Below are 14,735 nucleotides of genomic sequence, written 5' to 3' on the forward strand. Positions count from 1 at the left end.
CGTTCTGAGAGGGGTTTTAGTAGTGGAAGGCGTCTAGCTGAATCGGTAGGGTAAAGTTCCTGCATCTCCACTGAAAACCCCGTTTACGGCATGTAAGCGGGGTTTTTGCGTTTTAAGGGGCAAGACTAAAAAATTTGTTGTTCAGGCTCGTAATTGCTGCCCTAAACGATGGCTGCAATATTCACCTCCATTGGCCGAGCCTTTGTGAGCAATAGCTATGCTGTCCTCGTGCTAGGCACTCGCTATGAATGGCACCAAGCAAGACGTGCTTGTGCCGTCGAAGGAGAAAGGTGCTGACCCCGTGTCCGTACTGCGGGTAGTTATCTGCCTTGGCAACGGGCGCACTACCAACGTGACGCCTGAGCAGTGGGGGAAGTGGTTTAGGAAGTAGGCAATTAAACTTTGTAAGGCTATGTCTATACTGATTAATTCTTATGCTGGTACTGGGGTCTTGTTGTATTCAGCAGCTTTATTATCCTTTTCTAAAGATGAGCAAATTTCTTCTCAAAAAGCATTAGCTGTAGATGGAATACGCTTATCATTTCTAGTACTTGATGAGGCATCACATCGTTTAAATGAATGTTTAACTAAAATATCAGATGGGTCGCTTTCCGAAAAGGATGGCATGGCCTATTATGTAAGGATTGACCACATTCTAGGATATGTTTGGACTATAATTGACCATAGCAAAAGGGTATTAAGATTTATCGAAATTATAGAATTGACTTTTGATGATGAATCAAATAATGGGATTGCCGACACTGTTAATTTACTAACAAAGGCGAGGGATTCTTTTCAGCATTTAAATGAACGTATACAGCAATATTATACAGATAATCGTGGCTCATTAAATGGTGATTTGTCATGGTATTTTCGTGAGGCTGATAGCAGCGCAGTAACTTCATGCTATCTCTCATCGTCTGCAGCGCCACGGCCTGCGCAAGAAGTTGATGGTGTACGAATGATTTCAACACAACCCGTTATCATAGAGGCTAAAGAAGACAGGGAAATAGGAATAAGTGATTTAAGCCTTCATTTCATTAAGAGTGAAAACAGGCAAAAAGGCCCGTTTACTTATAGCGTAGTAAGCATTGATGAAATAGCCCAATTAATGAATGATATCATTGTTATTTTATTGCGAACATTTAGTAAGTATGTAGAAAGTAGTATAGGGGTTAAAGGGAGGGGCTCTCTGCCATTTTTGAGTAAGATAGAAATAAATAGAAATGAATAATTAACAATATAAGAAAGCCCCAGCTTTAACCAGCCGGGGCTTTTTGTTTGTGCTAGGTGTGCAAATAGGCTGCACCCTGGGCTTATTTCCAATTAACAATAAGTAGTAAGCAAGCAACTCCTACACTAAGCACCCACACCATTAGCCGCAGCCGCTCTGGTGGCCAGCTCACTCCGGCAGCCGCACCTCATGCGCATATTCCTCCAGTAGCCCGCTACTTACAAAGCTGCACAGCACTACCGCCTGCCCCCAGTCCGCATCAGTACCCACTTCCACAAAGAAGCCTCTGCCTTTATCGTTGCGATAAAAGAGGTTGATATCACTACGTGGCGCTATAAGGGTACTGGTGGAACAGTCCCTTTTCTTAGCTTCGGCCATTGATGTAGCCAGGCGTAAGCGGCTTCTGCATCATCAAAGGTTTCAACGAGTGGTTCCATTATGTTGTCCAGCACCTTGCGCGCGGCATAGAGTGCTTCTCGATTGCGAGGCAATACCCAGGCAGCCAATGTTAACCCCTGCTCAGCTAGATGTTGAAAGCAATCTTGGGCAATCCAGTTAGTTAGCTCCTGCCACCCATCTTGGTCTAGCAGGGTATCATTGAGTAACCGCTTGCTATGTGTCGTCTGCATGCTGCGTAGGATTTGCTTGTAGTTGGCTTGCGTGCGAGCAGGACTATGATGACCCCGCCAAATGGCATAGAGGCAGTCGCAGCCAGGGTCGTGTAAGAGGTCGAATTGGGGCGATTCCAAGAGAGTAGTCATAGCTAAGGAGGTGAGGTTGTGAACGGCGCACTAAGTACTTTGCCACAGCTAAGCGTTTAGTGGGTAGTAAAAAATACTAATTAAGTATATATTATATCAGATGCGTATTGTTCACTATATTTTATGGCGAGCACAGGCTGCACAAAAAAGCCCCGGCCAGTCAGGTCGGGGCTTTTGTTTGTGCTATCTAGTATAGGTTTGGGTAGTAACGTAGTTTGTGGGCTCATAATAGCCATCCCCAATATCAATGTTTTCCCAGTGCCTTACTGTAACCAGTTTCTGAGCGCTGAGCTCGGTTACCTGTACTGTTTGCGGTCTGACAAAAGGGGTGGGCCAACTGATAATGGCCGCGAATGCAAGTGTTTGCCCCTGGTAGGTATATTCGCCATCTATAACATTAGCGCCCCTATCAGGCTGCGTAACCCGCATGGAAAAGGAGGTTGCGGTGTGAAAGCGTAGCGTCACCTTTTCCGTTATGGGGTAATTAACCGGCGTCTCGGGAGCCTTGCCTTTCGGGGTAGCCACGGTGATGCTGGACTGGAGCGTCCAGCTATCACCCATTAGGGAGGGCGCAGGTGCAGGAGCATTGTCCGAGCAACTAGAGAGGCTAATTAGGGCTAACAGTGTGTAGAGGAGATGTTTCATCGCCGCTAAATTACAGCCTGTCAGCAGAAAGAATAGCTAGTAAGCATGCCAGCACCAAGCTCACCACCCACACCACCAGCCGCAGCCGCTCGGGTGGCCAGCTCAGTCGGTCGGCCAGCCAGCGCAGGGCACCCTTCAGCTAATCGTCAGCAAATCCTCCAGCCGTGTCGTAAATGCCCCCGACTGCCACTGCGCCTGGCCCTGCCAGGGCGCCCATCCACTAACCAGCGTCGTCGGTACCGAACTCCCCAACTTCACCACGCCACGCCCAAAGCGCGCATTCAACCCATCGAGCGTGGCCATGAGCTGCGGCCGGTCGGCACTTACCTTCGTCGCGGCTTCGGCCACCGGCGCGGCGGGTGCAAATAATCCCAACTGCTGGCCCGTCGTGAGCGGCTCCAGCTCATCGAGCACCACGCCCGCCTTGTGGTAGGTGCAGCCCGGCTCTAGGATTTTGCCCAGCAGGTGAACCGCGTACTGAGCCAGCACGCGCGTATCAGCCGAGGGCCCGCCAGGCAGCGTCAGGGTGACAGGGCGCGAGTAGGGTGGGGGCACCTTCGGGTCAAAGCGGTTCTTCTGCACGTACACCGTTAGCACGTAGGCCTGCTCGCCGTGTGCGCGCAGCTTCTCGGCGGCGCGCGTCAGAAAGGAGACCACGGCCGCCTGCACATCAGCGTGCCCGGTGAGCGGTTGGCCAAAGGTGAGCGAGCAGCTGATGCTCTGCCGGCTCAAACTGCCGTCCTCACTCGGGTGCAGGCCCGAACACGGGTAGCCCTGCAATTCGCGTACGAGGCGGGCGCCCACCACGCCACCGAGCATCTTGCGGGCCCAGGCCTCGCTGACCTTGGAGAGGTCGGCAGCCGAGTCAATGCCAGCCGCCGTAAGCTTCTGTGCGTATTGGCGGCCGATGCCCTACACATCACCGATACCTACTTGGCTCAGGGCCCACGTCCGGCGCTGCGGCCATCGGTGGGCTCTACTATGCGGTAGCCCGCGGTGCGGGCTGGGATTGGGGAATAGTGTCGGGTATATTCGTGGCCATGAAGGTTTTCACTATCTGTGCGTGTGTACTAGGCTGTGCCTGCCTGCTAAGCGTTGTAATCGGTGTCGTGGGACTGGCTATCAGCGGCTACGCGGTTTGTTTCATCTTTGGCCTTGCCGGCCTGCTGGCCGGCGCGCTCGTCGGGCTAGTTCTTGGCATTCCCACTATTAAGTAGAGCCTAGGCTAGGCAGCTTGCAGGTGGGTTGGCATCGACTCTGGCAGCAGTTTGGAGCATTACTTTGCGACCATGAAAAAACTCTTATTCTTGGGGGCGTGCCTGGTGGCATTGGCTTCGCAGCCAGTAAAGGCACAGACGGGTGGGGCAGATATTGTGGTGGTGAAAGTGGTAGAAAGCTATGGGCTACTACAAGTCCATATTGCCCGTGCAGGTAGCAAGCCAGAACTGCGCGAGTTCGGTTTCAAGCAGCTGAAAGAGAAAGGCGAAACCAACTTCTTTAATGGAAGTGCCGAATACACACGCAGCTTATTAGTAGAGCTAGCCCAGCAAGGGTACATCCTTACAACTACCTACCCTGGCAGTGGCAATGGTGGTCCTGCTGGACCCACAACCCTTATATTCACAAAGCGACAGTAAGGAGGGCTGGTTGACATCGACTCGGGCGGCGGTGCGCAGCATTAGTTTAGCGGGATGAAAGACCGTAGAAGTGTATGGCTCATAGTAATGCTGCTAGTCGGGTTCCCCGTCGGGGCCTACGCGCTTGATATAAGCGGGACTATTGGTATTCTCTTCGAGGTTCTTGCAATGGCCTTGCTGCCGGTTTTTGTGCTCATATTGGCTATAGGCCTGATTTACAAGTTTGTTAAAAAGAAGGGCTAGTGATTCTCGGGAGGCAGTGCACAGCAGTAGCCGATGTAATTTTGGGCTGTGCCCTTGACGCTTCTGCTTTCTGCATCTAATGCAATCGCCATCCCCTTTTACTGGGCGCTCGCCATCGTAGCAGTAGTGGTAGGCTTTGTGGCGTTCGCCAACTGGCTACTTAAGCGGGTCTTCTTGGGCAACATGATAAAGCTTCTGTTCTGGTTGATGGTGGCGGGCACTGTTGTTGGCGCTATCGCAATCGGGCTGGATGCGCTGCTGTAGCTGGTCGAGGTAGTCGGCTATTTCGCCAGCCGACACAGCGGGGGCATCGTAGGGGCTCATCAGTTACTTTTGAAGATGCCTTGTGCTCCCCTGCTTTCGCCTATTATCAACGGCTCGCTAGTGGGACCGGTACTCGCCGGACTGGCACTGGTGTTGCTGTTTCCCGCCGCGGGGTTGTTGCTGCTACGCGGGGGTATCAGGTTACTGCGCGACGGGCATAAAGGCACTGGCACCTTAGCGCTCATGATGGGCCTAGGGTTTTTGCTATTCATATGCTGGTTCCTGAAGGAATTTCTGCGCTAGCATCCTGGGTGGGGTCCATCGGGGGCCAGTGGCACCGCCAGCAGTGGTGGTAAATGCTCAGCACTTCACCGCAGTTGGTGCACTGGGTGTCTGGGTTGGGGGTAGGCATGGGGTGAAGTAATTTTGAGCTATGCTGTTGACCCTCTTGCTAGTAGAGAATCCGCTGTCGTATAAGTATGCGCCTGTCGGGCTGCTCTTGCTCATGCTGCTATTCCTTTTGCTAGAGGTGTGGGGCATTCAAATACTCTTGCGAGACGAGGACCCTACTCGGGTGAGAGGCATACTACTAATGGTGGCTGGGGTGGTACTCCCACAGCTGTTGTATGAGTGGCTGCTCGGTAGTTGACTTGGGGTGACGGGTGGCACGGGCTATAGCTTCAACTAGGCTAAGGCTTGGCTCAACTCACTGCGCATTTAGTGCTATTTCGGCAGTTGAGTGATGTAGAAAATTCATTTCGTGACGCCCACTATGCGTCTTTTCGCTCGGCATTAATAGCAGCAAAGGACATTGTGTTAATATAATAATTAGTTGTTTAACTCAGTATATAATATCTTGTGCGCTAATAAGTACGCATCTTTTTATTCTGCCCTTCTATCTACTATTTATGCAATTGCAACTGCTTAATACCACCTCTTGTCTGGCTATTTACTACGACGCACGTTATAACGGGCTTTACCTAGAATGGAGGGGGAACCTCTTGCTACCCGCCATGCAGGAGGCCTGTGTTGCGGTGGCACAATGCTATCTCACGCGTCCTTACGCCCGCATTCTGAATAGTAATCTCCAAGTGGCCGCGGTTGGAGAACGGGTAGGGACCTGGTTAGAAGAGGAGTTCTTGCCCTACCTAGCACTAGTGGGGGTGGAGCAGGTAGCCTGGGTAAGCGCGCCTTTCTTGGCTGGCCGCCAAGCGCAGACCGTGGTCAACCGGCTACCGACGCTAGTCATCAACTTATTCTACACAGCTGAAGAAGCCGCCGCCTGGTTGCAGCAACCGTACGCGGCGCAAGTAGAAAGCCAGCTCTTGCCGTCTTGGCAGCTGGCTACCCAAGTCCGGCTGGCGCAGGGTGTACAGGCCTTTCGGCAGGAGGCGCGGCTCGTACAATAAGAAGTGCAGCACCTACAGCATCAAGTAGGGCGAAAACAATTGGCATCTACCTGAGCCTAAGTTATTGCACTTGCCCTTTTCCTGCTCCTCTGCAACTGCTCTCATGAAGTACCTGCATCTCCACTGAAAAGGCCCTGGGCAGTATTGCTCAGGGCCTTTTTTCGTCTAGACATGTTACCAACTATTAGGCGCATCTTATTGTGCTACTGTGAACAACTCACGGCCTACCTTGTAGAACAATAGGATAGCGCAAGCTGCCAGGCAGGCCTTACAGAAGTTTGATGGGGCTGTGCAGCGGACCCGCTAGCAAAAGGTCTAGCGGAAAATTACGTTTCGGCTGATTTATGAAATTTAAATGAAGAATGAGCGTTGCATACTAGCTCCAGCCTTCGTTGAGCGCATCCTACAAGTTGAAGGACCAACAGTTGTTTGACTGTTGTGCTAACAAGACAATAATTTGATTCTAAATTATATACTTTTTGCTTTATGCCCTCTTTTTCCTCTCCACAGTGGGTTGGCCGGTACCAGTTGTGGCTTTGGGCCATGCTACTGGCTGGGCTAGTGCTGATGCTACCTAGGGCTGCGCACGCGTCGCACCTACGGGCTGGCGATATTCAGGCCAAGGTGGACACGACGCCCACCCGTAACCCAAACCGGATTTTCTTTAAGCTTACGCTCTACCGCGATTCAAGCCCTGGTAACGCAGAGCAGAAAGAGGCAACCCTTTTCTTCGGCGATGGCAAGCGCAGCGATGTTATTCAGCAGACTAGCGAAGTCACCGTTGCTCCGCAAACGACGCGGATAATCTTCTATTTCGAGCATACCTACCCGGGGTCGGGCAGCTATACCGCGAGCTTTATTGAGGCGAACCGCCCTAGGGGGGTGGTAAACATGACGGCTTCGGATACGCAGACGTTTTACCTCAGTACCGTTATCACCATTGACCCTGGCCTAGGTGCCAACCGGTTACCAGTACTGCGGGCCCCGGCCATCGACCGGGCGGCGGCGGGCCAGGTGTTCTTGCACAACCCAGCTGCCTACGATGCCGATGGCGACTCCTTGGCTTTCCGGCGGATGTACAGCCAGCGGTCGCTGACGTATACCAATGTGAGTGCGCTGCCGGCCACGTATACCCCCGACCACGTGATATGCGCTGGTTTTCAGTATCCGAATAGCCAAGCTTATAGCGTAGGGGCGCAGCGGCCGGTTCAGGTATCCTTTAAGGATAATAACGGCGTAGAACTGGCGCAGATTGGCGACACGGCTACTTTTCAAATGAATGCCCGCACGGGCCAGATAGTCTGGAACGCTCCGCTGCGCTTGGGTACTTACAACGTTGCTTTTATAGTAGAGGAGTGGCGAAAGAACCCCCTAGGTGCCTACATCAAGCGCGGAGAAGTGCTGCGCGACATGCAGATAATAGTATCGGCGACTACTAACCTGCGCCCCACTATTACCATTCCGCAGGACACGTGTGTGGTGGCGGGCACCGTGCTGAGTAAAAGCGTAACCGCAGTAGATGGCAGTGGCCCTGGCTCACCGGCCACGGCGGTGCAGCTTATGGCTTATGGGGGGCCGCTGCCCCCGGCCACCTTTACCCAGACCACCCAGGGCCCACCGCGGGCGGTGGGCCGGTTTACCTGGGCTACGCAGTGCGAAAACATCGCCAACCAGCCTTACATAGTGGTGTTTAAGGCGCAGGATACTCCGCCCGTCACCTCGGCCGACCAGTCGCTAATAGACGAGAAAGCGTGGCGCGTGACCGTAGTAGGCCCGCCGCCAACCAACCTGCGCGCGCAGCCCTTGGCTGGCGAGCGGGTGCTGCTAACGTGGGACCGCTACCCGTGCCTGACGTCTAGCCAGCCCGGCGTGCTGCCCACTATCCAGATTTACCGGCGCGAGAACTGCTATCCGTTTACCCCAAGCGCTTGCGAAACGGGGATTCCGGCGGCGGCAGGCTACACGCGCATTGCCAGCGTGCCGGCCAACCTGACGGCCTACACCGACGATAATGGCGGCGCGGGCCTGCCGCGGGGCCGTACTTATTCGTACCGCATCTACGTCACGTTTCCGCTGCCGGCGGGCGGGGCCAGTCTGGCCTCAAACGAGGCGTGCCTAACCCTTTCGGGCCGTTCGGCGCAGCTCACCAACGTGGATATACTAACGACGGCGGCCACCAACGGGCAGATTGCCATTAAGTGGACGCAGCCGCGTCCTAATGCGGGTGGCAGCTTTAACGCGCCCCTAGGGTACCGCCTGAGCCGCAGCGCCACCGGAGCCGCTCCTTTTACGCTGGTAACCACCAAAACCAGTCTGGCCGACACTACCTATGTAGACAGCGACCCCACGCTGAACACCCAGGATGTGCAGTACACTTACCAGCTGGTTTTCTTTAGCGCGGCCGCCCCGCAGCCGGGCAGCGCCGAAACCACTGAGACCTCGCAGCTAGCCAGCAGCGTGCGCCTGCGCCTGGTGCCCGATGGCAACGCGGGCCTAAACACGCTGACCTGGACCTACCAGGTGCCGTGGGACAACAGCGCCCGGCCCACGCTCATTTTCCGCCGCACGGGTAGTGCTAACACGGGGCCCTACACCCAAGTCGCTACGCTTACGCCCGGCGCCGGGGCCACCAGCGCCACGTACACCGACCGTGGCCTTACCAAAGGCGAAACGTACTGTTACTACGTGCAAACGAATGGTCAGTACGCTACGCCGTCCAACTCGCTCGGTCAGCCAATCCTGACCAACCTACTCAACCGCAGCCAACAGCAATGCGCTGTGCTCATCCCTACACCTTGCACGCCGGTGCTGACCGTCGCGCCCATCAACTGCGACAGCTTGGCGGACCTCGACCAGCGAGATTCGAATTTTAACTTTGCTGCTCAGCGCTATCAGAACCGCTTGCGCTGGACCCTAGGTAACACGCCGGACGGCTGTAGCTCGGACGTGGCGTATTTCCGCATCTACTACCGCCCCACCCCGGAGGGCGCCTTTATCCTCATCGACTCGACCACGCAGTATACTTATCTGCACCAGGTGCCGCTGAACCCGGCCGGCAACACGGGCGGGGCGGGCTGCTACGTGGTGCAGGCCGTGAACGCGGCCAAGGTGCGCAGCGCTCTGAGCAACGTGGCTTGCCAGGACAACTGCGTATTCTTCCTGTTGCCCAACATCTTCACTCCCAACGGGGACGAGCTCAACGAGAAGTTCCGGCCCAAAACGGCCAGCCCCATCGTGCGCACCCACATCCAGATTTTCAACCGCTGGGGCCGCAAGGTGTACGAGAGCGACCGGGACCCCTACATCAACTGGGACGGCGGCGGCCCGCTCAGCGAGGCAGGGGCCAGCGGCAAGGTGTCCAACGGCCTCTACTATTACCTGGCCGAGGTTGAATTTGCGGACTTTGCCGCTACCAAGCGCACTTACAAGGGCTGGGTAGAAGTGGCCCGCTAAGAAAGTCAAAGAAATTTCACATAAGGTTGGACAATATGTAAATGATTGTATAATAGAGGTTTGTCATTCGGTAATTCCATGGGCTACTGGCTTACTTTAGCTTTCCTCATTAGAAATTCATGGACCAAATGAGGTGGTTCTCGTAAAAAAGGCCGTGTCGAGCTAGCCTAGGCGGCTTGGCAAGACGTCTTTTTTCGTCCCCTCCTTATCCTGAATTCACGTATGAAAACCACTGCATTTGCCTTCGCCGCCCTGCTCGGGCTAGGTCTAAGCACCACCGCCTTCGCCCAAACTGTGCCTGTAGCGCCGGGCGCTACCCCCGTGCCTACCGCCCCGGGTGCAATGACCCCAGGCCAGCCGGGCGTGGTTAGCGGCACTACTAGCGGCGCCGTACCCAATAGCACTATGAATGGCACCCTGACTACGCCCGGCACGGTACCCGCCGGCGTAACTACTCCTGCTGGTGTTACGCCGGTAGGTACCGTGCCAGGCACCCTTAACTCGTCGGGTACGACCACCGTACCGAATGCTACGCTCGATGCTACTCGCCCAGCCGGTGCCGTACCCGTGACGCCGGGCGCCACGCGCCGCACTACTACGGGCAGCCGCACCAACACCACTACCAAAACCGTGCGCCCCTAGGTAGCATCCATTGGTTAATAAGCTATAAAAAGGCCCGGTTGCGCTAGTGCAGCCGGGCCTTTTTATAGCTTATTAATATCCTGTTAAGTATAAGTTAAGTGATTTATTTCTAACAAAATCTTGGCTTATGGTAGCCCTTAAGCAACCTACTACCGTATACGGCCTGCAACTAAGCGGCTGCCTATTGCAAGCTGCTTTACCCACCCACTTTTAAATCGCTATTACCATGAAAACCACCAAGCTTTTCCTGACCGCCGCCTGCGCTTTTTGTTTGAGCACTGTAGCTTTTGCCCAAACTACGCCGACCACCACTACCACACCAGGTAGCTCGACTGGCACCATGCAGAGCGGCACCACCAGCGGCACGATGCAGAGCGGCACCACTTCGGGTACCACTGGCACTATGCAGAGCGGTACTATGCAAAATGGCACCACCAGCGGCACGATGCAGAATGGCACCATGAACCAGGGCAACATGAACGGCACTGGCACGATGGACGGCACCGGCAAAATGGACCGTAAAACTAAGATGAACAACCGCAAAGCCACGCGGAAAACCAAAACGACGACCACGGCCCCCAGCACCATGTAGTCCGTTGGCGTAGCCAAAAACCTATAAAAGGCCGGCCACCTGCAGAGGTGGCCGGCCTTTTGCGTAAATACTTATTTTAAAGAACGTTGTGGTGTCAAATGCGTATAATGAATAGCCCTAAGAGCTACGGTGTTGCTTGGCGACCCTAGGGAAGGAAAATCATTAAAATCCGACGCATTTACGCTGCTACTATGAAAACCCTACTACTCCTGCTGGCCCTAGGTGCCGCCCCCGCACTGGTGCAGGCCCAAACGGTGCCCTTCGACCCTTCGGCTCCCATGCGGGGCGGGGCCCAAAACCAAACTTCGGTACCACCCGTGAATCCGGCGCTTAACCAAAGCACTATTCAGGGTCCCACCCAGGTGCAACGCACGCTTACCAGCAACGACGCCCAGCCCAGCCGCCTGCCCATCGACTCGACCCCGCTGGCGGGCACGCCCGAGCTATCGCCCAATAGCGTGCCCGACGTGCGCGAGCAGCCCCTCATACCGATGCAGCGCGGTCGCCAGTCGAGCGACGTAGTGCCCACGCGCAGCCGCGTTTCCAATTCGAGCAATGTGCTGCAGAATTACCGCCGCCCAGCCCAGGCGCCCCTTACGCCAGCCGGCCCCTATTAAGCTAGGCTAGTTACAGCTAAAAGCCCCGCTTGCCAGTGCTGGCAAGCGGGGCTTTTAGCTGTAGGCTGCTGAAGAGTGGTGGCTAGCGAGCCTTCTTGGCAGCGTGGTCGAGCAGCTCGTGGCCGTGCCGCCGCAGGGTATCAGCCAGCTTCAGCAGGTCAGCTTTGAGGTCGGCAGGGGCGTGGTGGCTTACCTGGCTGGTTTGGTCGCCGAGCATTACCAGCGAATTGCCGATAGGGGTAGCGCCAAGGTTGCCGCTGGTGAGCAACGATTGTAGGTTACCCATTTCGCGGGCAATGTCTTGTAGCTCGGGCAGGCCACTTTGTAAAAACTGCTGCTGCCAGGTTTCGGTGTTGTCCATGGCCGAGCCCAGAGGCAGGCTGGTGAGGCCATTTTGCAGGCCCGAGACGGTAGCTTTAAGAAGGTCGTTCATGAGGAAAATTGGTAGCAAAAGTCTACCTAGAGCGTTGGTTTAGAGAGTAGGGTCGGAGGGGGGAGTTGCTTTGGCAGCTCGGCGTGGCTTGGGTGAGGCCGCTGGGGCAGCCTCGGTAGCTGATGCAGGTTTAGCTGGTTTCTTGCGCGGCTTTTTGGCGGCCACTATCTGGTTGCCTTCAGCGTCGGTGAGCGAGGGGCGGGGGGCAAATACGGGCGGCTCGTAGCCGGCCGGGGCTGCTGGCACCAAGTTTAGCTCGCGCAAGATGCCGATGGCTTTCACGGCGCTGGCTTCTTTGTCTTTAATTTCCAGCATCATGTCCACGTCTAGGTCGCCTAGGTCGGTGAGGAAGCCGCGAAACAGCTCAGGCACGAGGCTATCGGTGTGCTTGCCCTTGCGCTCGCCTAGCGACTGCGAGCTGTAGTCCATCATCAATACGCCGTCGCGGGTGGGGTGCCAGGTGGCGGCGGCCAGGCGCAGGGCCTCGTGCATGGGCTCGCCATAGTTGAGGCACTCGTGGTGGAAATTATCGAACAGAATGGGCACGCCCGTTTCGTCGTGCAGGCTTAGGCACTCGCGCAGGCTGTAGAGGCGGTCGTCGTTTTCGACCACCAGCCGCACCTTCACTTCCTCGGGCAGCATGGTGTGAAACGTTTCGACCCAGCGCGCCAGCGCCGAGCCCTTATCGCCGTAGGCCCCGCCCGCGTGGATTTGCAGCTTGGCCGTCGAGTCGAGCTCCATTAAGTCCAGCAGCGAGCCCTGGTAAATCAGCTCATCAATGCTGCGCTGCACAATACCCGGGTCGGGCGAGTTGAGCACCACAAACTGGTCGGGGTGAAACGACACCCGCATGTTGTGCGCCTTAATGAAGTCGCCAATGGCCCGAAACTCGCTTTTAAATTGCGTTTGCCACGGAAACGTATTGATTTCGTGCGAGCCAAACGGCACAATGCCCGAGCCCATGCGGAAAAAAAGCAGCCCGTGGGCCAAGTTCCATTCCAGTATTTGCTGCAGGCAGGCCAGGTTAGCCGCCACGGCTTCTACCACCCGCTCGGGGGTGTACGATGCCAGCCGGAAAGTGCGCGCCGCACTGCATTCGAGCGTTTCATTAACGCAGGGATAACCTATTTTCATGTCTTCTCAGCTTACGCGAGAAGTAGGCACTACGTTTTCAGTGAGCAGTGAGCAATTAACAATGAACAGACTGAAATTGGCGGTCTGCTCACTGCTCCTTATTAATTGCTCATTAAAAATTACTCGTACCCCCGGTTGTCGCGGAAGGCTTTGTTGTACTGGCTGCGGGCCTGGCGGGCTTTTTCGGCAGCTTCGGCGGCTTTCACAGCCTCCAGCTTGCGGCGCTCTTTGCCCTCGTGCGAAAACTGGTCGTAAATCCAGTCTACGTTCGATTCGGCAATAGTTGGCTTGGCGGCCTTGGGTGCAGTCGAGTCTACCGCAAACAGGGGCTTGGGCTTGGCGGGGCGCTTGGGCACCTTCACCACGGCCGGCGCCGGGCGCTTCATGTTGCGCAGCGCCCGGTTGATGCTGGCGCGGTCTGGGCGGTCGGCCGTTACTTTTACTTCGCTGAGTTTCACCGAGTCGCGCACCAATGCCACTTGCACTACCAGCTGCGACAGAGAAGTGCCGCTGAGGGCAAAGCGCTTGGGCTTGAACCCTAGGGCCCGAAACAGCAGCGTATCGGTTGGCAGCGCCGTGATAAGAAAATCACCTTCTACATCGGCCGCCACGCCGCGGCGCGTGCGCTGCACCTGCACCGTAGCGCCCGGAATAGGCTCGCGAGTGGCGGCCGCCGAGATGGTGCCGCTCACGCGCACCGTGGGCGTAGGCGCACCGGCCTGCCCCAAGGCTGCCCGGCTCAGCAGCAAGCTGCTAAGGAGCACCAGGAAAAGCCCTAGGTGCGATGGAAGGAAAGGACAGGAAAAAAGGCGACGCACGGACCCGAAAAGGCGATGAGGCTACAAAACTGCTACCGAAAGAACCAAAAAAAGTCCGCGCCGTTGCAGGCGCGGACTTTTTATAGACAAACAAAGCCTTTTGGGCGTTCGGTTTTACAGTTTCGTTTTGTCGCCGTTGGCGTCTTTCACCTTCACGGTGCCGTCGCCTTTTACTTTGATTTTCGAACCGTCTTCCAGTTTGGTTTTCGAGTCTTTCAGCTCTTCTGCACCGGCTAGGTCACCTTTGGTTTTTACGGTGCCGTCGTCCTTGAGCTTGATTTTAGCGCCGTTTTCCATCTTGGTTTTCGACTCCTTTACGGCGCCGCCCATGCTGCTGCCGCTCATGTTGCCGGTGCCACTGCTCATGTTGCTATCGTCGGAAGGCGTAGTGGCCGACGAAGCGGCATCGGTCGAGTTGGCGTTATCCATGTAGTTCGACTCGTCGTAGGTCGAGCGCGACGACTGGTACGACTGGTACTGCGTCGGGTCGGTCAGCACGCTCTGGAACTCGGTGTCGGTATCAGTATTGTATTGGCGCATAGCGGCGCCCATGCCGGTGGTGTCGCTGGCATATTTGCTCGTCATCTCACCGTAGCGCTTCGAGCGGTTGTAGTAGGCCGTGCGAATCTTACCCTGCATAGCGGGGTCGGTGATTTTCATATCCGAGATGAATTTCTCCGATACCCGGTTCGAGCGCGAGCGGTAAGCCGCCGTGTCGGGCATGGCTACGGCCGTAGCATCGGCCGGTGCGGTGGTCGAGGTAGTAGTGTCAGTCGTTTTTTCCTGCGAGCACGAGGCCAGCGAAAGGGCAGCGGCGCCCACGAAAAGCAACAAGGAATTTTTCATGACAAGA

At 55.7% G+C, this 14,735-nt stretch carries 16 protein-coding genes; 9 read left to right on the forward strand and 7 right to left on the reverse strand.

Annotated elements, in window-relative coordinates:
• The first annotated feature begins 244 nt into the window (after window positions 1–244).
• Together JAO77_RS00290 and JAO77_RS00295 are read left to right on the forward strand one after the other, a co-directional pair.
• Window positions 245–391 carry a hypothetical protein gene (locus JAO77_RS00290; RefSeq protein WP_198988278.1) on the forward strand — a complete coding sequence of 49 codons (147 nt, stop codon included), beginning with the start codon at window positions 245–247 and terminating at the stop codon, window positions 389–391.
• A 21-nt stretch (window positions 392–412) separates the two neighbouring features.
• Window positions 413–1,234: a hypothetical protein gene (locus tag JAO77_RS00295; protein ID WP_198988279.1), complete on the forward strand. Its 822-nt coding sequence runs from the start codon at window positions 413–415 to the stop codon at window positions 1,232–1,234.
• A 332-nt stretch (window positions 1,235–1,566) separates the two neighbouring features.
• Here JAO77_RS00295 and JAO77_RS00300 read toward each other — a convergent pair whose 3' ends face one another.
• Window positions 1,567–1,863: a hypothetical protein gene (locus JAO77_RS00300; RefSeq protein ID WP_213019301.1), complete on the reverse strand. Its 297-nt coding sequence runs from the start codon at window positions 1,861–1,863 to the stop codon at window positions 1,567–1,569.
• Between the two features lie 912 nt (window positions 1,864–2,775).
• Complete coding sequence (locus JAO77_RS00305; protein WP_198988281.1) at window positions 2,776–3,459, reverse strand: DinB/UmuC family translesion DNA polymerase; 684 nt, start codon at window positions 3,457–3,459, stop codon at window positions 2,776–2,778.
• 449 nt (window positions 3,460–3,908) lie between these two features.
• Here JAO77_RS00305 and JAO77_RS00310 point away from each other — a divergent pair, with 449 nt between their 5' ends.
• The gene (locus tag JAO77_RS00310; protein WP_198988282.1) at window positions 3,909–4,277 is read left to right on the forward strand and encodes a hypothetical protein; all 369 of its coding nucleotides are present in this window, start codon (window positions 3,909–3,911) and stop codon (window positions 4,275–4,277) included.
• Between the two features lie 399 nt (window positions 4,278–4,676).
• Here the strand turns inward: JAO77_RS00310 and JAO77_RS00315 are convergent, their stop codons facing one another.
• Entirely contained in the window at window positions 4,677–4,844 is a 168-nt protein-coding gene (locus JAO77_RS00315; RefSeq protein ID WP_198988283.1) for a hypothetical protein, read from the reverse strand.
• Window positions 4,845–4,859: 15 nt separating this feature from the next.
• Between JAO77_RS00315 and JAO77_RS00320 the strand changes: the two genes are divergently transcribed.
• From JAO77_RS00320 to JAO77_RS00345, 6 genes are all read left to right on the forward strand, one after another.
• Complete coding sequence (locus JAO77_RS00320) at window positions 4,860–5,087, forward strand: hypothetical protein (RefSeq protein ID WP_198988284.1); 228 nt, start codon at window positions 4,860–4,862, stop codon at window positions 5,085–5,087.
• 836 nt (window positions 5,088–5,923) lie between these two features.
• On the forward strand, window positions 5,924–6,193 hold the full coding sequence (locus JAO77_RS00325) for a hypothetical protein (RefSeq protein ID WP_198988285.1): 270 nt from the start codon (window positions 5,924–5,926) through the stop codon (window positions 6,191–6,193).
• Between the two features lie 486 nt (window positions 6,194–6,679).
• The gene (locus JAO77_RS00330) at window positions 6,680–9,646 is read left to right on the forward strand and encodes a T9SS type B sorting domain-containing protein (protein WP_198988286.1); all 2,967 of its coding nucleotides are present in this window, start codon (window positions 6,680–6,682) and stop codon (window positions 9,644–9,646) included.
• A gap of 222 nt (window positions 9,647–9,868) precedes the next feature.
• Window positions 9,869–10,288: a hypothetical protein gene (locus tag JAO77_RS00335; protein WP_198988287.1), complete on the forward strand. Its 420-nt coding sequence runs from the start codon at window positions 9,869–9,871 to the stop codon at window positions 10,286–10,288.
• A 226-nt stretch (window positions 10,289–10,514) separates the two neighbouring features.
• Window positions 10,515–10,880, forward strand: coding sequence for a hypothetical protein (locus JAO77_RS00340; RefSeq protein ID WP_198988288.1), 366 nt, complete (start codon window positions 10,515–10,517; stop codon window positions 10,878–10,880).
• A 191-nt stretch (window positions 10,881–11,071) separates the two neighbouring features.
• Window positions 11,072–11,497, forward strand: a complete 426-nt coding sequence (locus tag JAO77_RS00345; protein WP_198988289.1) for a hypothetical protein — start codon at window positions 11,072–11,074, stop codon at window positions 11,495–11,497.
• Between the two features lie 82 nt (window positions 11,498–11,579).
• On the opposite strand, the gene JAO77_RS00350 is transcribed toward JAO77_RS00345, so the two are convergent.
• The 4 genes from JAO77_RS00350 to JAO77_RS00365 form a co-directional block, all read right to left on the reverse strand.
• Complete coding sequence (locus tag JAO77_RS00350) at window positions 11,580–11,930, reverse strand: hypothetical protein (RefSeq protein ID WP_198988290.1); 351 nt, start codon at window positions 11,928–11,930, stop codon at window positions 11,580–11,582.
• Window positions 11,931–11,969: 39 nt separating this feature from the next.
• Window positions 11,970–13,064: a UV DNA damage repair endonuclease UvsE gene (gene uvsE / locus JAO77_RS00355; protein WP_198988291.1), complete on the reverse strand. Its 1,095-nt coding sequence runs from the start codon at window positions 13,062–13,064 to the stop codon at window positions 11,970–11,972.
• A gap of 119 nt (window positions 13,065–13,183) precedes the next feature.
• The gene (locus JAO77_RS00360) at window positions 13,184–13,882 is read right to left on the reverse strand and encodes a carboxypeptidase-like regulatory domain-containing protein (protein ID WP_198988292.1); all 699 of its coding nucleotides are present in this window, start codon (window positions 13,880–13,882) and stop codon (window positions 13,184–13,186) included.
• Window positions 13,883–13,996: 114 nt separating this feature from the next.
• Complete coding sequence (locus JAO77_RS00365; protein ID WP_198988293.1) at window positions 13,997–14,728, reverse strand: hypothetical protein; 732 nt, start codon at window positions 14,726–14,728, stop codon at window positions 13,997–13,999.
• Window positions 14,729–14,735: the final 7 nt, after the last annotated feature.

Origin of the sequence: Hymenobacter sp. BT559, assembly GCF_016427535.1 — a bacterium.
Lineage (GTDB): Bacteria > Bacteroidota > Bacteroidia > Cytophagales > Hymenobacteraceae > Hymenobacter.